Genomic DNA, 21,544 nt, shown 5'->3' on the forward strand with positions numbered 1-21,544 from the left:
CTCTTCTTTTTGCCTAAAGCAGAGTAATAATCGCTAATATGTCGAAAATCATTAACTTACAGAGCTTGAATTTTTAAGAAAAATACATATTAATAGTGGATAACTTTTTAGAATAAAAAGTTAAAAAACTATTGTATAGGTCAATAAATTATACTACCTTTGCCATCTTAAAAAAATGAAAAAAATCTATAATAAAATGGAAATAAAAAAAGAGATTATTTCGTATGTAAAATACTTATTTACAGCTGCTTTCTTTTTATTTTTTGTAGGCTCACAGGCGAATACCTATGATATAAATATAGGCGATAAGGCAGAAGGAAGCCGAGGAAAGGTACAAGCAGCGGCGGATGAAGAGACGCTGAACTTACAATCATCCAATAACTCTCTCAACTGTATCCCTACCGGTCAGCTGCGTATCCAAATACAAAAACCAAAAGCAGGTCAGACCTACAAGGTACAGCTTACGGCCTTCCCTACAGGGTATACAGGCCCTACAGAGTTTACCATTACCGCTGGTGATAAGGATGGGGCAATCACCTTTGTAAAGTTTACCGACTATGATATGCCTGCGGGGAATTACAAGGGGAAAATAATTGCTCCTGTTATTCCTAATACGCAAGAAGTACCTGCAACTATTGGAAAGCTGGTCAAGGACTTTCCTGCACCTAATAGAAACAATAACGATTTTGGTAGTGATCAAGTGTATAGAGAGATATTGGATGCATCCGGAGAAAAAGACTGTAATTATGCGGCTATCCGTTTTGGTGGGAATACCAATTCTCCCTTCTATAAATACTTTACAAAACCAGAACTTATAGCCTTATATGAATATACCGCTTACTCGGATTATGATTTGCAAAATGTCTATGGAGGAAATAGGGATCACCCTAATATACAGTGGAGAGATCTGTTTTCTGTGCCAGCAGGAAAAAGCTCTTCTCAGAAAGTAGTATATTATGATATGGGAGCTCATGGGCGTACTTATAAGGATATGAAGGAAGATCTTAACAAGAGACCTAAATTTTATTTCCGAATCAAAGGACATAATGGTTGTAATAATCAAGATGCACCTATGGAGTCAGGGGATATGCGCTTTATGGGAGCAAGCCTTACTTTCGGAGGTACTTGTACAGCTCCACAAATGACCGTAAGAGCATTTAATCATATGTTCTGTGATCCTGCTACTTATGTGGTAAAAGAAAAAGTTACGGGTATACAAGTGGCTACAGGAACTATCAAACTGGATGAAACAAAAAGTCTATCCACTTTGGATAATCGACAACCTTTTGATAGAACAAAAGTATATGAAGTAACGGTTACTTCTCGAGATGGACAAACATATACTGAATCAGGTAGTTTTAATAATTTTTATAATGCTTTAGTTCCTAATGCTGGCTTTACAATTGCCACAAGATGCTATGGAAGTTCTAATAGTACAAAAGGCTATATAGAGGTGTTGTTTAGAAATTGGCAAGGTACTGGAGCAATTCTTCCTATGGAAGGCTATAAGGTGACTTTATTACAAGCACCTGCTGGATATACAGAAGAAGAAGGGAAAATAAAGCTAAATGAAACAGTGACAATTTCTTTGAAAAATAAAAATAATGTCACTACTAATATTTTAGCGACAACAGAACAAGATGTTCTGACGAAATATTTTACACTCCCAGAAGGACAGTATAAAATAAAGGTAGAAGATCCTTGTGGAAGAGTTACTTATGTGCGCAATTCGAGGGCACCTATCACTCAAGAGGTTTTTAATCTTACTTATCCTACGGATTATCAAGAAAAGGCTCTTACCCCTGAGACAGAAACAGAATGTGCTAAAGTGAAGGTGTATCCTTTTAGAGGAAATCCTGCTTTTGATTGGCTAAAATATAAAAATGCAAACAAAGCTATATATGTGTACCTATTCAAGCGTCCTAATGGTATCAACGCAGGGGATGTGACAGTAAGTAGTAATCTAAGTGAATCATTAGGGGGAACTAATTATATTAAAGCGGTGTATAATCCTAGTGATCCTACTTCTGTAAATCAGTATTTCTCCCTGCCAAGAAACCAAAATTCTGATGGGAAGTATACTTTTGTATATGGAGGAAGGATAAATGCAGCGAATAATAGTGATGCCTTAGATGTTATACAATATATCGCAAGCAACGGGACAAGGGGTTGTGCTCGTACTTTTGAGGTAAAGGTAGACGATGTCTTACTGAACTTTGACCCCAATACTTATATAGGATACCGTTGTGATAACAATACAGGTAAGATTGTCGTGAAAGCCATCAATGGAGTCAGTGGTTCTGGTAATTATACCTATGAGCTATATGATACCAAAGAGGGAAATCTTATAGATACTAAAACTGAGGCTAAGGGTACAGAAGTGACTTTTACGAACTTAGGTACTTTTGCTCCAGGACAGAATACACGCTGGGTGAAAATTATAGATTCTGCTTGTACAGCGGCTCCTGTATGGCGCGAATTGCCCATAGCTAATGCTTCTCAAGCCAATCTCTTACTCAAGAACCCACTCAGGGCTTCTTATTGCCAAGGCGAAAGTGTCTCTATAGAGCTTCGTCCTATTGGTGCGGCTAAGTATGTATGGACATTGCCTGATGGTTCTTCTCAAGAAACTACAGAACCTAAGCTGGAGATCGCCTCTCTACAAGCGGCTCATTCAGGAACCTATGCTGTTAAGGCAGAGGGGCTTACTTGTGGAGCTAATACACTTACTTTTAGCTATAATATAAATGTCTTACAAAAACCAACAGGGGGGCAAACGTATACTCTCTGTCAAGGGGCTAAGATCTCAGATCTGAAAACTCAGGTGGATACCAATACCAATCTTGTCAAAGTATATAAGAATAATACATTGGTAACGGATGATAATGAGCTACTTACTTCTACAGATACGTATACAGTAAGTCGCTTCAGTACCACTTGTGAGACAGATAAGGTGGGAGTAACAGTATCGCTTACTCAACTGGCAAAACCTATAATGACTACAGAGGCTGCTACTTGTACTGCCCCAAGCAAAGCGAAGATTACCAACTACCAAGCAGGTCTTACCTATTGGGACGGAAGCACACAGCTTACAGTAGCTGCCGATGGATTGATTACCACTCCACTTACAGCAGGAAATCATACAGTTACAGCTAAGAATGCAGCCGGTTGTACCTCTGGGGCTTCGGATACTTTCACTGTTACTGCTCAGCTACCATCGCCTACCGCTTCGGATGTGTTCTCGATAACAGAACAACCTCAGGACGGAGTGACTTGTCAAGGCACAAATTATACCCTTACTTCCAAAGTAGAATTGAAGGCGCCTTATACAGGAAATATTACCTATCGATGGGAGTTTTCCACTAATAATGGGGGAAGTTGGTCATTTCTTGGTGCTCAAGGAACACTTACCAGTGGAGGTACAGCAACAATAGTTCACAGTATAGCATCTGGAAGTACAAATAAGTATAGGGTAAAATATACTTACCAAGTACCTTCTTGTGGTAATACAGTGACTGTTTTGTCCGATATAGCGACCTTATCAATCAGAACACTCTGGATTAGTGCACACCCTCAGGCAAGCACTTCCTATTGTAAGGGGGCAACACCAACGGCTCTTTCTGTAAACACCAATGGGACAGATACAGGTATTACTTACCAATGGTATAAGAATACTTCCAATAACCCTTCAGGAGCGACCCTTATAACAGGGGCTACACAGCAAACTTATACTCCAGCTACCAATACTGTAGGAACTACTTACTATTTCGTAGAGGTAAAAGGACAAGGCTGTCAACGAGCTGTAAGGAGCGCCCTTGCTCAAGTAAAGGTGATACAAACTCAGGATCCAACAGTCTCAGAAAAGTCTGCTGCCAGCTGTGCCGCCGTAAGTGTAGCTCAGGTAAGCAATCATGTCGCTGGAACTGTTTATACCATTACTGACAGCGTAGGAACTACTGTATCTGGTGCTTCTGTGGCAGCTGATGGAACTATCAATGGTCTTACCTCTGCAGGTACCTATAAGATAAAAGCGACTAAGGATGGCTGTTCTTCATCAGAGGTGAGCTTCACCATCACAGCTCAAGTGGCTACACCATCGTCTCCTACAGTAACTAATCTTACCGATTGCCCAACTCTGGCAAGTACTCAGTTTGATATGGCTACTTTGGTAACAGCTTCTGCTGGTCATACGCTCAAGTGGTACGATGCTGCCAGTGGAGGAACAGCTTTGGCTGCTTCTCCGAAGGTAGAGCGCCAAGTAACTGCAAAAACAGTTACGACTAAGTATGTAAGCCAAGAGAAGGATGGCTGTGAGAGTGCTCGTGTAGCAGTAACCTATACAGTAGATGATACTGTGGCTCCATCACTTACTGCGGATGATATAGTATTGGATTGTACAGCGGCCAACTTTGATACTTTGGTAACTACTTGGCTTACAACAACAGCTGCGACAGCTACAGATGTATGTACAACCCCAGTGGTAACGAACAACTATAGCAAGCCTACAGACTTGTGTGGAGCAGGGGAGATAGAGGTGACCTTTACGGCTAAGGATAGCTTTGGCAATCAAACACAGAAGAAAGCAAAAATCCGCTTTATCGTGGCCAAGGATGATGACTATACAGCAACTCCAGTGACACCAAGCGCTACAGAACAAGTAGTGAAAGATAGTAGTGGTACTCCATACAATGTATTGAATAATGATAAGCTGTATGGTAATGGAGCTACTACAAGCAATGTAACGATAAGCGAAGTTACGCCTAATGCGAATGTGAAGATAGATACTACAACTGGTCAGGTGAAAGTACAACCTAATACTCCAGTGGGTACTTATACAGTAACTTATCGTATTTGTGATAAGAATACTCCAACAGCTTGTTCTAATGTAGCGACAGTAACGGTGAAGGTGGAAGCTCCTGCTCCGACTATCAAGGCTAATGATGATCCAGATACGAATATACCTCGTACAGGAGGAAGTATAGATATCTTAAGTAATGATAAGCTCAATGGCAATCCAGTTACTAAGGATCAGGTGAATATCTCTATTGATAGCGATGGAGGTCTTACAGGAGTAGCTATAGATCCTACAACAGGGAAATTAGTAGTTCCTAATGGTACTACTCCAGGCACTTATACGGTAACCTATAAGATTTGTGATAAGGCAAATCCAACGGTTTGTGATACCGCTAAGGTGAAGATTATCATAGCCCCAGGAACAATTCATAATATAGAAGCGGTGGATGATGGAGTATGGGAAGTAGGTACTCAGGGTGAGTTCCTTACCCCAAGTGTTCTGAACAACGACCGTATAGGTAGCAAAACAGGCTTAAATGCTTCAGATGTGCTTATTGAAAGGACACAAGGTCAGCCAGCACCGGATAGCCACTTGGTAATGAATGCTGATGGCCGTATTACTGTAAAAGAAGGCATAGCGATAGGTACTTATATCTATTACTATACGATTATCGACAGGGCAAATAATAATCAGACTTCGAGTGCGAAGGCGATTATCAAAGTGGTAAGCTTTGTAGCACAACAGGACGAATATAGTCTGACCAATACCAAGGATAGGGAGCAGAAGACTCCAAGTGTCATTACCAATGATGAGATGGATGGTAAGAAGCCACCGGTGATAGGTACGGATGTTACCTTGACTCCAGGAACTCCAAGTCACCCTAACTTGCATATGAATCCTGATGGAACGATAACCATTGCGCCTAATACACCGGATGGGGTTTATACCTATGATTATACGATATGTAGGGTAAGCAATCCAACAGATTGTAAGACAACCCAAGCGATTATCAACCTACATCCTTCATTGGTAGCCAATGACGATGATTATACGACCCATCCTGTCAATGTGATACATGATGCAGCTGTGGTTGGCAATGTATTGGAGAATGATACACTGGGAGGGGCATCTATCACAGATCCTACTCAGGTGACCATTACTTTGGTGGATAACGGCGGTCTTGTAGGAGTATCCTTTGCATCTAATGGGGAAGTTACAGTACCACAAGGAGCCCCAGCGGGCACTTATAAGGTAAGGTATAACCTATGTATGGCTCAACAACTATCTGTATGTGATGATGCAGTAGTGACTATAGTGGTATCCGAGGAAGATCCTATCGAGATATACAATGGAATCTCTACCAATGGTGATGGTAAGAATGATGGCTTTAGGATAGAAGGTATTGAGAATTATCGAAAGAATACCTTGAAGATATTCAACCGATGGGGAGTTTTGGTATACCAGAAGGAAGGCTATACCAATGCGGATCCATTCACAGGTTATTCTAACGGACGCTCTACGATAGAGAGTGGTAAGAAGCTACCACAAGGTACTTACTACTATATCTTAGAGTACGAAAACAGCAATAACCAGACTCAAACCAAGAGTGGTTGGTTGTATCTCAAAAGAGACTAAAAGTACTAAATAGATCAGATGAGGTATCCTTTTGTAGGATACCTCATCTCATTTCTTTATAGGGGTGTTTCTTAATAAAACAAGGAAACTAAGGGGGTGATTTTAAAATACTGTCAAATAAACTCGTGTAATTAAACAAATATTAACACTTAATTTTAACACAATAAAAGTTATGAACAATTTTCATTTTTTTGTGGATAAGTGAGAAAAAAACAATAATTTTGCACCGAGTCATTTTGTCAATGGGCAAAAGTATATATACAGAATAATATTTGTTATACTCATTTGCAAATCAGGTATATATAGGTCAGCACACTCAGTGTATGAGCTATAATATACATCACTTTGCAAGGCGGTATAGGCGCAATTATAAAAAAACAGCAAAAAAATTATGGGGATAGAATTCGATAATCTGACATTTGATCTTCCAAAGAATGCGGAAAACCTAATCAAAGTAATTGGTGTAGGCGGCGGCGGTGGCAATGCCGTAAACTACATGTATAAGCAAAATATCAAAGGGGTCGACTATATCATATGCAATACGGATCGACAAGCACTTGATAAGAGCCCCATAGTGAACAAAATCCACTTAGGGATTGAACTGACTGAGGGACTCGGTGCAGGATCCAATCCTGAAGTAGGAGAACAGTCTGCCATGGAAAGTATCGAGGAGATAAAAGCTATGTTGGGTACCAATACCAAAATGGCTTTCATCACCGCAGGTATGGGTGGCGGTACTGGAACAGGAGCGGCGCCTATTATCGCTAAGATTTGTCGAGATATGGGGATACTCACTGTAGGTATCGTAACCAGTCCTTTTAAGTTCGAAGGGGAAATCCGCTTGGCTCAAGCGCAAAAAGGAATCGAAAATCTCCGCAAACAGCTGGATTCTCTCATTGTTATTAATAATAACAAGCTCAGAGATACTTATGGCAACTTGGGAATAAAGACTGGTTTTGCTAAGGCTGATGAGGTGCTTACCATTGCAGCCAAAGGAATTGCCGAGGTGATTACCAAGGATTTCGAAGTGAATATTGACCTAAGGGATGCACATACAGTGCTCTCCAATAGTGGTACTGCTATCATGGGTACAGGTTACGGAACAGGTGACAATCGTGCTATGGATGCTGTAAAAAGTGCCTTAGAATCTCCTTTGCTTAATGATAATAGAATCACTGGTGCTAAGAATGTCCTCCTACTTATCCTCTATGGAAAAGAGGAGATCACCATGGATGAAGTGGCTGAAATCAATGAGTATATCCAGAAGGAGGCAGGTAACAGTCAGGAATTGGCTGCCGGTTACAAGACTAATATTATCATGGGTATGGGCGAAGAAGAAGCCCTCGAGGACAAGGTTATGGTTACAGTCGTAGCCACTGGTTTCTCTACCGAACAACAACATGAGATTATTGATGTAGAACCTAAGAAAATAGTCCATTCCTTGGATGAAAATACACCTTTTGTTCAGGAACTGGATACTACTTCTTCTTTTACCGATATTTCTTTTGAAAATTCTCTAAAGAGAAAGCAACAAGCTCAGAGTGAAAGTGTGACTTCCTTTACTACACCTCAGGCTACAGTCTCTCAGCCAATTAGAAGTGAAGTAGGGATCACTCTCCATGCTCCTGAAAAAAAAACTAATTCTATAACCATTGATGACTCTCTATATAGAGTGCCTGTGCAGTATGAGGTAGTAGAGCGCTTTGTTGCAGCTCCTCAGGAAGAGTTTGTAATATATCAAGAAAAAAAAACAACGCCTAAGCCTCAGCCAGTACAACCTTTGCAGGTGGAAAGAGAGGTAATTGTAATGGAACCTCAACGCCCTCAGGCATCTGTTACAAAACAAAAAGCAATAATGTCAGCTATGGCAGAAGAGGATGCCAAGATAGTACACAATCTCAATGATTATCTGGAGGTGGAAGAAATGCTTATTCAAGCCCATTCTCCACAGCCAGAGGAAAAAATCGACGAGGAGTTCAGAGCCGAAATACGTGTGAAAGAAACTACTTTGCCTAAGGAGCAGCCTAAGGAAGAAAACCAAAATGCTTACCTCGCAGCTCTGAAAGAAAATGCGGCTAACAGAAGAACAACTTTCAAAAATATGAGCCATCAGTTCTCTAATCAGAATAATTATAGATTGGAGGATTTGGAGAATACTCCTGCATATATGAGGAAAAATGTTGATATTTCGTCCTCCTCTCAGGCTCCTGCTGTCTCACGTAGTACCATTAGCTTAGACTCTAACAATGTAACTCAGATTCGTGAGAACAATAGCTTCTTACATGACAATGTAGATTAATGTTATAAAAGTTAAATTTCAGTATCAGACAAAAAACAGTTAATGCAAATTAGCTGTTTTTTGTTACAATAACTATTACAATGCAAAAACCAAGCATACCCAAGGGAACGCGTGACTTCTCTCCTTCGGAGGTGGCCAAGCGCAATTATATTGTACAAACAATCCGAAAGAATTTCGAACAATTTGGATTCCAACCTATAGAGACTCCCTGTTTTGAAAAAACAGAAACGCTTATGGGCAAATATGGAGAGGAAGGAGATCGATTGATTTTTAGAATTTTAGATGCAGGAGATTTCCTCTCAGAAGTCCCTGCCGAGGTATATCAGTCAGCCAATAGTGCTAAGCTCGCGTCTTATATAAGTGGAAAGGCACTTCGTTATGATCTTACGGTACCTTTTGCTCGCTATGTAGTACAGCATCAGAACGAGATAAGTTTCCCTTTCAAGCGTTATCAGATTCAGCCCGTATGGCGTGCAGATCGCCCTCAGAAAGGGCGCTATCGTGAGTTCTATCAGTGCGATGCTGATGTGGTAGGCGCAAGGGGGCTTTGGCAGGAAGTGGAGTTCGTACAGCTCTATGATAGGGTCTTTACCGACCTACAAGTGAAAGGGGTTACTGTCAAGATGAACCACCGAAAGATTCTCTCTGGCTTTGCCGAAATTATTGGAGCTCCAGACAAGTTGATTGACTTCACAGTAGCCTTGGACAAGCTCGATAAGATAGGCAAGGAGAAAGTCGAAGAGGAAATGATCCAAAGAGGAATTACTCCTGAGGCTATTGCCAAGATACAGCCTGTATTCTCTCTTGAGGGGGATTTCTCTCAGAAAATAGCACAACTCAAGGACATTCTTTCTACTTCTCCTACAGGACTGGAGGGAATAGCTGACTTAGAGTTTATCTATACTCAGACTCAGCTATTGGGTTTACAAACGGCTGCTCTGGAGTTGGAGGTAACACTCGCTCGCGGTCTGAACTATTATACTGGGGCTATTTTCGAGGTAGCCGCACCCAAAGAGGTTGCTTTAGGATCTATAGGCGGTGGAGGGCGCTATGACGAACTCACTGAGATTTTTGGTCTTAAGGGCATGAGTGGGATAGGTATTTCTTTTGGTTTGGATAGGATATACCTTGTCTTAGAACAATTGGATTTGTTCCCCAAGACTTTGGATAATACGCTCGATGTGCTTTGTATCAATTTTGGAGAAAAAGAGGCGTTGGCGTCTTTCAAGGTAATACAACAATTACGCGCAAAAGGTTATAGGGCAGAACTCTATCCAGAATCTACTAAGCTTAAGAAACAATTGTCCTATGCCGATAGTAGGCAAGTAAGGTATGTGATACTTATAGGCGAAGAGGAACTAAGTAATGCAAAGGCTGTACTGAAGAATATGCTTACAGGCGAGCAAACTTCCTACCCTATAGAGGAAATTGTAAAAGCAATCGGTGAAGAATAAAACAGGGATAACCCTTATAGAATGCAATAAACTGTGTCTACTCTGTAGATGCAATTTATTGCATTTTACATCTTCTATCATATAGGACACAATTTACCCTGTCTTATTCCAATAAAAAAGAGTGAACAGAGTAACTGCTCACGGCTTACCGTTCACTGCTCACTTAAATAGATTGAATGACTGCTTTTTCAGCTTCTTTACGGGAGCCATCAAAGCCATCAACACCTGCTACAGTGGTGTATTTCAGTACATACTTCTTGGTAGGGTAGAGGCGGTTATAGACCCCTTGGCACATCAGGGTAGCTTCATGGAAACCACATAGGATTAGCTTGAGTTTTCCTGGGTAGGTATTTACATCGCCTATGGCATAGACCCCTTCTATATTTGTTTGGTAATCAAGAGCATTATTTACCTTGATGGCATTTCTTTCTATCTCCAATCCCCAATCTGCGATAGGCCCTAGCTTAGGAGTAAGTCCAAAGAGGGGAATAAAGTAGTCGGTAGGGAGTTCCTCTTGTACGCCTTCTTTTTCAAGGACTACCGCTGAGAGTTTTTCCTCTCCCTTTAGGCCTACCACCTCACAGGGGGTGATAAGGTTGATCTTGCCTGCTGCTTTGAGTTCTTTGACTTTTTCTACCGAATCCAAGGCTGCACGGAACTCATTGCGGCGATGCACTAAGGTCACCGACTGTGCGATGTTGGATAGGTAGATACTCCAGTCAAGGGCAGAATCTCCTCCTCCAGCAATCACTACTCGTTTACCCGCAAAGCGTTCAGGATTCTTTACAAAATATTCTACTCCCTTATCCTCATAATCAGCCAGATTGCTGATCTCGGGCTTGCGTGGCTCGAAGGTTCCTAAGCCTCCTGCGATAGCCACCGCTTTACCTTTTACTTGGGTACCCTTGTCGGTGGTGACGATAAAGGTATCATCGGCTTGTTTTTCTAAGGTTACAGCTGTCTCCGATAGGGTAAACTCAGGTTGGAACTGTTTGATCTGTTCCATGAGGTTGTCTATCAGTTCTCCAGCCCCTACACTGGGGTAGCCAGGAATATCAAAGATAGGCTTCTTTGGATAAAGCTCTGTAAGCTGCCCCCCTGGCTGTGGTAGGGTGTCTATTAGGTGGCACTTAAGGCGCAAAAGACCTGCTTCAAATACGGCAAAAAGTCCCGTAGGCCCTGCCCCTATGATGATAATATCTGTTTCTTCCATGAAAGTTGATTTGATGGTGCAAAAATACAAATTTTAATTGTTAATGGTTAATGGCCTTTTGTTAATTTCTAATCACTTTTCATTTTTCTACTCTTCACTGGAACTGGTAACCACTGAGGGTAACAAAGACAATCATTACTATACAGAAGATCCATTTCATAAGATAAGAGGTTAGTAGAGTAATTTGATTTCTTTAAGGGAGAAGGAGCTCATTAGGGCATCTTCCTGTTCTACTTGGAGTTGCCCATTATGACTTACGCCCCTGATGTAGCCCATAAAGCGTTCTCCATTGGGATATTCGAAGGTGGAGGGCTTGTCCTTGCGGAACAGGTGGGTGTGGTATTCGTCCAACATGGTCTCAAAGCGAGTAGGGGAGAGGCTCTTGAGTGATACCTCCAACTCTTGGCATATAAGAAGCAATACTTCTTCTAAGTCAAAAGGGTGTCCCATGATTTTTTGTAAAGAGGATACATTGGGCAAATCGTTAAAAAATACTTGGTTTACATTCACTCCTATGCCTATAATAGAGGAGCTAATTTGCTCTTTGTGTAGGGTATTTTCTATAAGGATTCCACAGATTTTCTTCTTTGATGACAAAATGTCATTTGCCCACTTGACAGCCAAGTCAGGAATATATAGTTTTTTTAAGGTACGAAAAATAGCTAAAGATACTTCCATATTCAGCAGGAAATGGTATTCAGAAGAGAGGTTCTCAAACTTTTTCAAAATACTGAATGTTAGGTTTTTACCTGGTTCTGAAATCCATTTAGCTCCTTGTTGTCCTCTCCCTTGTGTCTGTGAGAGAGCCCATATACAGCTCAGGTCTTTTACTTGTTTTTCTTTTAAGAGATTTTTTAGATATGTATTGGTAGAATTTGTGGCATTAAGTTTGATAATTTCCATAAAATGTTATACCTTTGTCGCTTTGCAAAAGTAATTAAAAAAATTGAATGTCAGAAAAAAATAACACAGAACAAATGTTGTCTTCCATACTGGAAGGAATACTAAAAGTAAAGGGTCAGGATATCACTATTTTAGACCTTAGATCCATTGAGAATGCAGTATGTAGCTACTTTGTCATCTGCACAGGGGGCTCCAATACTCAAGTGTCGGCCATCTCTGGAGCAGTACAGAGACAAACTCCTCAGAAACCATGGCATGTAGAAGGCGAACAGAATGCTGAGTGGATTCTCTTGGACTATGTGGATATAGTGGTGCATGTCTTCCAAAAACCTATACGCGAATACTATGATATAGAAGGCCTATGGGGTGATGCTAAAATTACTCATATAAAAACGAATGAATAGTTATGAACGAAAACAAACCCTCTCGCTTTTCGGCCTTTTGGTTCTATGCGGGACTTGCTATTATTTTATTCTTTATCCTTAACCCGCTCTCTTCTTCTGGGTTATGGAAACAACCAGAGGAAATCCCTCAGACAGAATTCGAAAAATTCTTACAGGATGGAGATATCTCCAAAGTGGTGGTGGTCAATAAGCACCAAGCTCGTATCTACCTATTCCCTGAAGCTTTAGAAAAGCCAGATCATAAGTCGGTACGCCCCGAGAGTTCTCTCTTCAAGGGGGGAGCAGAGTCCGAGGTGCCTCAGTACAAAATGGAAGTAGGGGTATTGGAGAATTTTGAAAATAGGTTCAATAAGATTGTTGCTGAGAACAACCTCTCCAATACACAGCTTATCTATAAGACAGAACAGAATTTCTTAGGGGATATTCTTATCACAGTAGTATTGCCTTTGGTGCTCTTTGTCGGATTGTGGATTTTCCTCATGCGTCGCGCAGGTGGCGGTATGGGTGGCGGTCAGTTTTTCAATATAGGACGCTCTCGTGCTCGCCTCTTTGATGGAGAAAAGGATAAGAAGATTACTTTCCAGGATGTAGCTGGTTTAGAAGGAGCTAAAGAGGAAGTACAAGAAATCGTGGATTTCTTGAAAAATCCAGAAAAATATACCTCCTTAGGGGGGAAAATCCCTAAAGGGGCTCTCTTGGTAGGTCCTCCAGGAACAGGGAAAACACTTCTTGCCAAGGCGGTAGCAGGTGAGGCTAAGGTGCCTTTCTTCTCGCTCTCTGGATCTGACTTTGTCGAAATGTTCGTCGGAGTAGGGGCTTCTCGTGTGAGGGATCTTTTCCGTCAGGCTAAGGAAAAATCGCCTTCTATCATTTTTATTGATGAGATTGATGCCATAGGTAGAGCTCGTGGGAAAAACAATCTTACCAACGCTAATGATGAAAGAGAAAATACACTCAATCAGCTGCTTACCGAAATGGATGGCTTTGGTACTACAACCAATGTGATTGTTCTTGCCGCTACCAACCGTGCAGATATCTTGGATAAGGCACTGCTCAGAGCTGGGCGTTTCGACCGACAGATATATGTAGACTTGCCCGACCTGAACGAGCGTAAGGAGATTTTCAAGGTACATTTACGCCCAATCAAGATTACCGAGAACTTGGATTTGGACTTCTTAGCCCGACAGACTCCTGGCTTCTCTGGGGCAGATATCGCCAATGTATGTAATGAGGCGGCACTGATCGCTGCTCGCCGTGGCAAGACCTCGGTGGACAAACAGGATTTCTTGGATGCTGTCGATAGAATCATTGGAGGTTTGGAGAAGAAGAATAAGATTATTACTCCAGAGGAGAAGAAGGCAATCGCTTATCACGAAGCAGGTCATGCGACAGTAAGCTGGCTTTTGGAGCACGCAGCTCCTTTGGTTAAGGTAACTATTGTCCCTCGTGGTCGCTCCTTAGGAGCCGCTTGGTACTTACCTGAAGAGCGACAGATCGTCCGTACAGATCAGATTCAGGATGAGATGTGTGCTGCCTTGGGCGGACGCGCGGCCGAGCAGATTATCTTCGGGAAAATATCCACTGGCGCTCTCAGTGACTTAGAGAAGGTGACTAAGCAGGCTCGCGCTATGGTTACAGTATATGGCCTTAATGAAAAGATTGGTAACTTGACTTATTATGACCCTACAGGCGAAGAATATGGATTTACCAAGCCTTATAGTGAGAAAACAGCTCAGGTAATCGATGAGGAAATAAACCGTATCATAGAAGAACAATACCAGCGTGCTATCTCTATCCTACAGGAAAATAGGGAGAAACTTACTATTTTGGCTGAATTGCTCTTGGAAAGGGAAGTTATCTTTAAGGAGGACTTGGAAAATATCTTCGGAAAGCGTCCTCATGAAGAAAAAGAAACTTATTAATATAGGTCACTACTCAAAACGAGTAATTACACGAATTAGAGTTTTACTTGCTTAGTGTTGCGTAAGGACTCTATTTGTGATGTCTTAGTGAATATGGCTGTCTATTTTAGGATAGATAGCCATATTTTTTTATAGAAATTATTTCTTAATAACAGTTGTATTCTTGTTAATTATCGAAGATAAGGACGGTAATATAAAAAAATATGCTACCTTTGCCCGACGCTTAAAAAAGAAAAGAAATGAGAAAATTATTAATCTTGGCTAGTCTTATACTAGCTATTGGTAGTGCATCTGCACAACAAGCTTCCTTGGACAGAGGAGGTGTACAACTCAATGGTGGTTTCGGTTTCACAGGATGGGGTATCCCTGTCTACTTAGGGTTGGATTTTGGGGTAGCTCCTCAGATAACCGTAGGGGGAGAACTCTTCTACCGTACCGACAAAATAGCGGGTGTACGCTATAACAACTTTGGGGTACTTGCCAACGGAAATTATCACTTCGATAAGTTATTCCGCTTACCTTCTCAGGTAGATGTGTATGCTGGGGTGAGCCTTGGTTTTTATTCTTGGAATAATGATTATAGTGGATATAATCGTTACTGGGTATCTGACTACGATTCAGGCTTAGGCTTACGTGTACAGACAGGAGGACGTTATTTCTTTACAGATAACTTCGGAGTGAATGCCGAACTCTTCGTAGAGAATAATGCCGGTAATTCTATTACTTCTGGAGGTTTCAAAGCAGGAGTTACTTATCAGTTTTAAAGAACTTTTTTCATTGTATAAAAAATCCTTCCTTGCCGAGCAAGGAAGGATTTTTTTATTTATATAGGATGCTTCTCTTAGAACTTGTAAGTAAGTCCAGCTCCGAAGGCTTCTCTGATCTGGAAAGCTTTCACGGCATCATCGTCATAGATAGCTTGGAATACTAAGCTGGCAGAGATGTAGTCGTTTACTTTCATCATTAGGTTGAAAGTGTAATCTATATCCACATTTCCTGGTTTGTCAAGGTAGTTGCTATATAGGTTAAGTGTGTTCTCAAGGGTCATATTATCCATGAGGTCGAACTTAGCATAGGCATTGACAGCTGCACCAAATTCATAACGCAAGGTCTTTCCTTTTTCTACCCCAAAGTGGTCTGCTGTTTCAGTAAACTTCTTAGCAGTGAAGATAAGGCGAGAAGTAGCAGGGGCAATGTTCACTTTTAGGTTGTCGCTCTTTTTCCACAACATACCAGGACCGAAAGAGAAGTACCCTGGTGCCATAAAGCGGGTGTACTCTGTACGGGTTTGGTTTCCTTGGGCATCTGTACCATATTTGTACCCTTTGTCCAATTGTGTTTGGAAGTTAGCGAAGAAAGAGTAGTACCATTGTGAGTCTTCTTTGGTCTGTGCTCCTAATAGGGAGGTGATGGCAAAGCGGTCATTCGTTTTCTTAGAGAAAGCATCACCATCTACACGGGTAAGACCATAGTCAATAAGGAGCTTGTTATCCCATGTCCAAAGACCTTTTTTGTAGTTGGCATCATAGGAGAGGTTTAGGTTTCCTCCATAGTTATTGGTTCCTCCTCCTGTCCAATCATGGTTGAAAGCTGCTTGGTTGAACAATAGGGAGATAATACCTGCACGTGTCCATGTTTTTTCTGCAGGGGTGTCAGTCGAGGTAGAAACAGGAGCTTCTGTGCTGGTTGTTTCTTCCTGTGCATAAGTGGCAAGGCTCAAGAGGGCTATTGCCGAAAACATAATTTTCTTCATCGTTTGATAATTTAGATAATTTTAATGATATTATGTACTAAATACGGGCGCAAAGGTACTTATATTTTTTGAATATGCAAGAACTATCCTCTAATTTTAAGTAAAAAACTTCTACCTTATAATTTCAGAGGAGCTTTCTATAATAGGGCTCCAATCTGTACCTAAAGAGCAATTGATATAGCTTATTAGGGCAGGGGATTTGCATATTCCTAACTCACAAACCCTAAAAGAGCGGTCTGCTGAGATTGGTAGGATTTACTAAGGTCGTTGTCCCAAAGGATTACTCATAGCCCTACATGCCTAAAGCAACTAAAGCATGGTTGATATATGCTAAAGCAGTGGCTACTTGTGAGTCCGTACTTCCTACACCTATCAAATGTACTTTAATAGGATTGGTAGGGTTGAGCAAAGCGATATTGGTAGAATCTATCCGCGCTACCTATTTCGATTTATTTTTATAATTAGAATAAGAAGAAGTGATACAGTGATATTAATAATTCAACTTGCTAGTTATTGATTATTTTAAATAACTGTAATCCAAAAATATACATTGTAACCTTTATTAAAAAATCTTTTAAAGTAACAGAATGTATTGTTCTAGGAAACATTTTTTTAATATCACTTATAGCTACTTCTACACGCTTTCTCATATCTAATTTCTGTCTACTTTGTTTTTTTGAGTCGGGTCTTTTGCTATTCTTTTTTCGTTGTGTTTTTAATTCAACACTTTTATTTTCAAGTAGATAATCTTCCATTTGATAATCTGTATAAGCACTATCCCCATAAAGTTTTGCCTCTGGTGGAAAATCTCTGTAATCTTATCTAGGGCTTTCACATCTGCCATTAACTATGTAAGCGCCTATTAAAACTACTTTCTTCTAACATATTGGGGAATAGGTTATATTGTTTAACAAATTTAATAGCCGAACGATAGTTCCCATAGAAATTTGTAGCAGCTATAAATGCCGTTGTAATAATCTCACTATCAGACACTTTTCTGCGAATATCTTCAGAATGATTAATTTCTTTAAAATATCATCGATAATACAAAAAATTGATGTAATTTTGCCTTTACAAAGCATTGGAGTTGTTTTTTATTTTTTGAACTTTTCAACTAGAAAGTTGAATTATACTAGGTATGTAGCTGCTGCTGCGATATTCCAGTTAGTAGTAATTGACATTATTATAGATTTATTGCTTATCTACCTCACACGAGGAAGAAATTTGGTTGGCAAAATCAAAAAAATCTCTAAAATGGTGCAAAATGGGAAAGCTATGCTTAAAAAGTTAGATGATGCAGGTGTAGAGCTTATCCCTCCTTGTAGACTTGTCTTTACATTGTTCAAGCATAAAAGGTACTTATTTGGGAAAAATAAAAGCTAAGAGTTATCTTTTTGGAGATATCATTGATAAGTGAAAATATCTACCATTTACGTTAATTGAAAAATTTGATTCCCCCTATTTCTAAAGTTGAATTATTTAAATCTTAAACATAATGAAAAAAGCAATATTAACACTATTTTTATTACTCAGCTTACAAAGCTGTTCACAAAAAACTATGATAACACAAAATCCAAACATCACTGCCAACAATCTTGTAGAAGAGATTGCAAAACAAGTTAGTCATTATAATTATGAACCTATCTACGAAGTATATTTTGAGTTTGGTCATTGTTACATTGAATTGTATATAAATGATATCTTAGCCTATAAAAACTATGGAGAAGGAGGGTCTAGTAGTTTTACAATAAATCCATATCTTTTGAATTTTTCAAATCAAACGATAAAACTAAGGATGTATGCTACAGAAGAATTTGGAGAATTTTTGAACAATTCAGCTGTTAAATTAGGAATAGGTAGCTATGACAACCAACAAAATGAATTCTCAATAGAAAAACGACAAAGTAATTTATTCATATATCAGACTCCAGAGGATGAGAATGGTTTTTTCAAATATGCTGGTAAAGAATATTTTGAGCAAACAGTAACCTTTACGCTCCCCGAAGTGCCTTATAAAATAGAAGGTTGGAAAGATAGTCAAGATTTGAGAAATTTTGACAAGAAGCTCTTGGAACAAAAAGTGTTACAAGCTTATCAAATGATTCAAAAATCATTTAAAGAGCGAGATTTAGATGGAATTGCTCAGTTTTCATTTAATGGAATGAAAGACCTAGCCATTGCCCAATATTTTGATGAAGAAGAAGTGCAAGAGGGGTGGGAGAAACATATTTCTATTGCAGGAGCAGACAATTTAGAGTTCTATCCATTGGAAAATTATGAGTTAGTTTTTTATGGAGAGGGTAGATTAGTAGGCTTAAAAAGCAAAAAGAAAGATAGTTTTCAAGGAGCTTCTGCATTAATGTGTAAGTTTAAAAGAGGAGGAAAATGGATAGAGGCTAAATTAGATTATCTTTTACATATCCCAAAAGGTAAAACTGAATTTGAAATTTATTAAATAATTCAACTTGCTAGTTATTTAAAATAATCAATAACTAGCAAGTTGAATTATTTATATACTATCGAAAGGAAAATAAGAAAGAGGCTTTCGCAAGAAGGCCTCTTTCTTAGGATTATGGGTTGGGTTGTGATTTCTTTTCTTGCTCTTTTTCGTAGGCGGACTTATAGGGGCGGATAATCAGGCGCACCCCTTTGTTGTACTGGAAGTATTGCACAATCCAGTTGGCCAAGGCAACCATCTTGTTGCGGAACCCTACCAAGAAGGCCAGGTGCACTACCATCCACAGAATCCAGGCAAACCAGCCGGAGAAGCGCATACCAGCGACTTCTACCACGGCCTTATTGCGCCCTACAGTGGCCATAGATCCTTTGTCAAAATAGCTAAAAGGGGTCATGGATTTGTTGCTGATCTTTCGCTTGAGATTCTTTCCTAAGAGTTTCCCTTGCTGGATCGCTGGTTGTGCGACCATGGGGTGCCCCTTAGGGTATTTGTCGCTGATCATACAAGCTATATCGCCTATGGCAAAGATGTTCTCACAGCCTTTTACTTCATTGAATTCATTGACTATATAGCGACCAAACTGGAGACTCTCCTGGGGAAGTCCCTCTATGGTACTTCCTTTTACCCCTGCTGTCCAGATAAGGGTACGGGTCTCGAAATGGTGGGTGTTGGTCACTACATTGGAGCCATCATAGTCTTTTACAAAGGTATTGAACCAGATAGTAACTCCCATTTTCTCTAAGTATTCTTTGGCTTTTTGGCTGGATTTTTCTCCCATCCCTACCAACAAGCGAGGATCCGCCTGAATCAGGTGTACATTCATTTTGCGAATGTCCAAATCAGGATAGTCTGTCGGGAGGATATGGCTCTTGAGTTCAGCAAAGGCTCCGGCAAGTTCTACTCCAGTAGGACCTCCCCCTACGATGACAAAATTCATCAGACTATTGCGCTCTTCTAAGTCATTGGTCAGAATAGCGGCTTCCAAGTTCTGAATGATAAGGCTACGCATATCAATTGCTTCAGGGACAGTCTTCATGGGCATGGCATATTTCTCAATATTGGCATTTCCATAGAAGTTGGTCTGAGAACCAGTGGCAATTACCAAATAATCATAGGAGAGCTCACCTAAGTCGGTTTCTATATTTTTCTTATCGGGATTGATTTTCTTTACCTCTGCTATGCGAAAATGGAATTGATTCTCTTTCTTGAAGATAGAGCGTACAGAATGCGCTATAGAATCGGGTTCCAAACCTGCAGTAGCTACTTGGTAGAGTAGTGGTTGGAAGGTATGGTAATTGGTCTTATTGATCAGTACCACCTGCATCTGGGAGAAGTTCAATTGTTTTACTATATTGATACCTCCAAATCCTGCCCCAATGACAACAATGCGGGGTAGGTTTACAGTGGGAATATTCAACTGTGAGATAGTATTCATAATTTTTCTAAGGGATTAATTTATTAGGTACACAAACGAACATCAAGGAACCCTTGAGTTCCTTGTCTATAAAGTTCGGTAAAGAGATGGAAAAAATTATAAATGTTTGCGTGTTTCCTTTATAATTTTGGTAGCATTGCCCAAGACAATATGATCGTCAATAACCACGATAGGTCGTTTTAAAAAAGTATAGTGCTCTAGGATAAGGTCTTTGTAATCCTTTTCAGTGAGTTCTTTTTGGTTTAGGTTCCTTTCTTTGTAGAGTTTGGCTCTTTTGTTGAAGAGGAGCTCGTACTTACCTGTAAAGTTTTTTAGAAAGTCTAAATCATTTTCACAGATAGGTTCTTCTTTTACATCTTGGAAGATAAAGTCTTCTAAGGTACGCAATTCATGAAGAATGCGTTGGCAAGTATCACAGGAACTTAAGTAATATATTTTCTTGGTAGGTGTCATTATTTCTTGTCGTCTTTTAGGTTAAAAGATAGCCAAGGAATCACTTCATTCAGAGGTATTTTCACTTCCATAATCCCTGTACTATAGGGCGCTATCTCGTACGGATTGTATAGTAGGATAAGGTTATCCTTGTCAAATCCAATATTCTTGGGGAGGGCGAAGATATCATTTTGGAATACGAACCCTCCATCTTTCAATTCTTGGTTCTCTGAAAGATTGAATGTTTTTCTAAAATATTTTTCGGCCAGATCTAATATTTTCCTTTTGTCTGTGAAGAGGTCTTCTTGGGTATATACTTCTCCAGTAGGCTTGAAGTTCCAGTAAGTAATCCAATCAATAGGGTGAGCACCTCCTAAGTATTCTGAACCAGAGCGCTGAAGTGATACCAAGGAGTGGTTCTGGAAAGTAATGGTATCTACAATCTGGATCTGATAGGGGGTGATTCCTTCAAACTGTTGCTTATCGGACTTGTATTGGGAGAGGAAGAGGTTTCCTGCTTCTTCTACATCCATTAGGGTGTCCTTAGCTATAAGCTTTCTGATGAGTTGTCGCTGTAGGGAGTCATTGAATATCTTGGCAAAGTCTCTGGGGCTTTTGCATAGCAGGTAGTTGATGGAGACTTCAGCACAATCCTCTCCATCACAATCATCAAGTATAATCTCCTGATTGACAAATCGGTACTTTCCTGATGGGAAACACAAGAAGTAAACTCCAACGGCAATAGCAGCCACTATAAGGAGGATCAGATATAATTTTTTTCGTAACATTTTATCTTGAATAGGACGGCAAAAGTAGTTTTTTTTTGGGAAATAAAAAAGAA

General features: G+C 40.1%; 15 protein-coding genes and 2 pseudogenes. 9 read left to right on the forward strand and 8 right to left on the reverse strand.

Annotated elements, in window-relative coordinates; translation table 11 throughout:
• Positions 1-175: 175 nt before the first annotated feature.
• From CGC50_RS11395 to hisS, 3 genes are all read left to right on the forward strand, one after another.
• Positions 176-6,430, forward strand: a complete 6,255-nt coding sequence (locus CGC50_RS11395) for a T9SS type B sorting domain-containing protein (RefSeq protein WP_095910910.1) — start codon at positions 176-178, stop codon at positions 6,428-6,430.
• Between the two features lie 391 nt (positions 6,431-6,821).
• Positions 6,822-8,729 (forward strand): cell division protein FtsZ, encoded by a 1,908-nt coding sequence (gene ftsZ, locus CGC50_RS11400; protein ID WP_095910911.1) that lies wholly within the window; start codon positions 6,822-6,824, stop codon positions 8,727-8,729.
• 74 nt (positions 8,730-8,803) lie between these two features.
• A complete protein-coding gene (gene hisS, locus CGC50_RS11405; RefSeq protein ID WP_198541669.1) occupies positions 8,804-10,183 on the forward strand; it encodes a histidine--tRNA ligase in 1,380 nt (459 codons plus the stop codon).
• A 163-nt stretch (positions 10,184-10,346) separates the two neighbouring features.
• Here hisS and CGC50_RS11410 read toward each other — a convergent pair whose 3' ends face one another.
• A complete protein-coding gene (locus CGC50_RS11410; protein ID WP_095910913.1) occupies positions 10,347-11,396 on the reverse strand; it encodes an NAD(P)/FAD-dependent oxidoreductase in 1,050 nt (349 codons plus the stop codon).
• A 171-nt stretch (positions 11,397-11,567) separates the two neighbouring features.
• Entirely contained in the window at positions 11,568-12,299 is a 732-nt protein-coding gene (locus CGC50_RS11415; RefSeq protein WP_095910914.1) for a biotin--[acetyl-CoA-carboxylase] ligase, read from the reverse strand.
• A 47-nt stretch (positions 12,300-12,346) separates the two neighbouring features.
• Here CGC50_RS11415 and rsfS point away from each other — a divergent pair, with 47 nt between their 5' ends.
• The 3 genes from rsfS (at position 12,347) to CGC50_RS11430 (ending at position 15,389) form a co-directional block, all read left to right on the forward strand.
• Positions 12,347-12,703, forward strand: a complete 357-nt coding sequence (rsfS, locus tag CGC50_RS11420) for a ribosome silencing factor (RefSeq protein WP_002669518.1) — start codon at positions 12,347-12,349, stop codon at positions 12,701-12,703.
• A 2-nt stretch (positions 12,704-12,705) separates the two neighbouring features.
• Positions 12,706-14,625, forward strand: coding sequence for an ATP-dependent zinc metalloprotease FtsH (gene ftsH / locus CGC50_RS11425; RefSeq protein WP_002669450.1), 1,920 nt, complete (start codon positions 12,706-12,708; stop codon positions 14,623-14,625).
• A 239-nt stretch (positions 14,626-14,864) separates the two neighbouring features.
• Positions 14,865-15,389, forward strand: a complete 525-nt coding sequence (locus CGC50_RS11430; protein WP_002669437.1) for an outer membrane beta-barrel protein — start codon at positions 14,865-14,867, stop codon at positions 15,387-15,389.
• A 77-nt stretch (positions 15,390-15,466) separates the two neighbouring features.
• Here the strand turns inward: CGC50_RS11430 and CGC50_RS11435 are convergent, their stop codons facing one another.
• On the reverse strand, positions 15,467-16,378 hold the full coding sequence (locus CGC50_RS11435) for a DUF3078 domain-containing protein (protein WP_002669414.1): 912 nt from the start codon (positions 16,376-16,378) through the stop codon (positions 15,467-15,469).
• Between the two features lie 296 nt (positions 16,379-16,674).
• On the opposite strand from CGC50_RS11435, the gene CGC50_RS13805 reads away from it, so the two are divergent.
• Complete coding sequence (locus CGC50_RS13805) at positions 16,675-16,839, forward strand: hypothetical protein (protein WP_157909459.1); 165 nt, start codon at positions 16,675-16,677, stop codon at positions 16,837-16,839.
• 45 nt (positions 16,840-16,884) lie between these two features.
• Here CGC50_RS13805 and CGC50_RS14180 read toward each other — a convergent pair.
• Both CGC50_RS14180 and CGC50_RS14390 read right to left on the reverse strand, forming a co-directional pair.
• A pseudogene (locus tag CGC50_RS14180) lies at positions 16,885-17,219 on the reverse strand (IS982 family transposase); the annotation flags it as partial.
• Between the two features lie 8 nt (positions 17,220-17,227).
• A pseudogene (locus tag CGC50_RS14390) lies at positions 17,228-17,460 on the reverse strand (IS982 family transposase); the annotation flags it as partial.
• Here CGC50_RS14390 and CGC50_RS11450 point away from each other — a divergent pair.
• Positions 17,444-17,761 carry a hypothetical protein gene (locus CGC50_RS11450; protein ID WP_198541607.1) on the forward strand — a complete coding sequence of 106 codons (318 nt, stop codon included), beginning with the start codon at positions 17,444-17,446 and terminating at the stop codon, positions 17,759-17,761. The pseudogene CGC50_RS14390 and the gene CGC50_RS11450 overlap by 17 nt on opposite strands.
• A gap of 112 nt (positions 17,762-17,873) precedes the next feature.
• A complete protein-coding gene (locus tag CGC50_RS11455) occupies positions 17,874-18,833 on the forward strand; it encodes a hypothetical protein (protein WP_157909461.1) in 960 nt (319 codons plus the stop codon).
• Between the two features lie 115 nt (positions 18,834-18,948).
• Here the strand turns inward: CGC50_RS11455 and CGC50_RS11460 are convergent, their stop codons facing one another.
• The 3 genes from CGC50_RS11460 to CGC50_RS11470 all read right to left on the reverse strand — a co-directional run bounded on the left by CGC50_RS11460 (position 18,949) and on the right by CGC50_RS11470 (position 21,491).
• Complete coding sequence (locus CGC50_RS11460; RefSeq protein ID WP_095910918.1) at positions 18,949-20,271, reverse strand: NAD(P)/FAD-dependent oxidoreductase; 1,323 nt, start codon at positions 20,269-20,271, stop codon at positions 18,949-18,951.
• Between the two features lie 96 nt (positions 20,272-20,367).
• Positions 20,368-20,724: an arsenate reductase family protein gene (locus CGC50_RS11465; protein ID WP_095910919.1), complete on the reverse strand. Its 357-nt coding sequence runs from the start codon at positions 20,722-20,724 to the stop codon at positions 20,368-20,370.
• Positions 20,724-21,491, reverse strand: coding sequence for a DUF3298 and DUF4163 domain-containing protein (locus tag CGC50_RS11470; RefSeq protein ID WP_095910920.1), 768 nt, complete (start codon positions 21,489-21,491; stop codon positions 20,724-20,726). Before CGC50_RS11470 ends, CGC50_RS11465 begins: the two co-directional genes overlap by 1 nt.
• Positions 21,492-21,544 lie beyond the last annotated feature (53 nt).

This window comes from Capnocytophaga gingivalis (genome assembly GCF_002302415.1).
Classification (GTDB): domain Bacteria; phylum Bacteroidota; class Bacteroidia; order Flavobacteriales; family Flavobacteriaceae; genus Capnocytophaga; species Capnocytophaga gingivalis.

What these genes read in the sequence shown, in the direction of transcription:
- CGC50_RS11455 (WP_157909461.1), top strand. Translation starts at nt 17,874, where the DNA reads ATGAAAAAAGCAATATTAACACTATTTTTATTACTCAGCTTACAAAGC.
- CGC50_RS11410 (WP_095910913.1), bottom strand. Translation starts at nt 11,396, where the DNA reads ATGGAAGAAACAGATATTATCATCATAGGGGCAGGGCCTACGGGACTT.
- CGC50_RS11470 (WP_095910920.1), bottom strand. Translation starts at nt 21,491, where the DNA reads ATGTTACGAAAAAAATTATATCTGATCCTCCTTATAGTGGCTGCTATT.
- CGC50_RS11435 (WP_002669414.1), bottom strand. Translation starts at nt 16,378, where the DNA reads ATGAAGAAAATTATGTTTTCGGCAATAGCCCTCTTGAGCCTTGCCACT.
- rsfS (WP_002669518.1), top strand. Translation starts at nt 12,347, where the DNA reads ATGTCAGAAAAAAATAACACAGAACAAATGTTGTCTTCCATACTGGAA.
- CGC50_RS11465 (WP_095910919.1), bottom strand. Translation starts at nt 20,724, where the DNA reads ATGACACCTACCAAGAAAATATATTACTTAAGTTCCTGTGATACTTGC.
- CGC50_RS13805 (WP_157909459.1), top strand. Translation starts at nt 16,675, where the DNA reads ATGCCTAAAGCAACTAAAGCATGGTTGATATATGCTAAAGCAGTGGCT.
- CGC50_RS11395 (WP_095910910.1), top strand. Translation starts at nt 176, where the DNA reads ATGAAAAAAATCTATAATAAAATGGAAATAAAAAAAGAGATTATTTCG.
- ftsH (WP_002669450.1), top strand. Translation starts at nt 12,706, where the DNA reads ATGAACGAAAACAAACCCTCTCGCTTTTCGGCCTTTTGGTTCTATGCG.
- ftsZ (WP_095910911.1), top strand. Translation starts at nt 6,822, where the DNA reads ATGGGGATAGAATTCGATAATCTGACATTTGATCTTCCAAAGAATGCG.
- CGC50_RS11415 (WP_095910914.1), bottom strand. Translation starts at nt 12,299, where the DNA reads ATGGAAATTATCAAACTTAATGCCACAAATTCTACCAATACATATCTA.
- CGC50_RS11430 (WP_002669437.1), top strand. Translation starts at nt 14,865, where the DNA reads ATGAGAAAATTATTAATCTTGGCTAGTCTTATACTAGCTATTGGTAGT.
- CGC50_RS11460 (WP_095910918.1), bottom strand. Translation starts at nt 20,271, where the DNA reads ATGAATACTATCTCACAGTTGAATATTCCCACTGTAAACCTACCCCGC.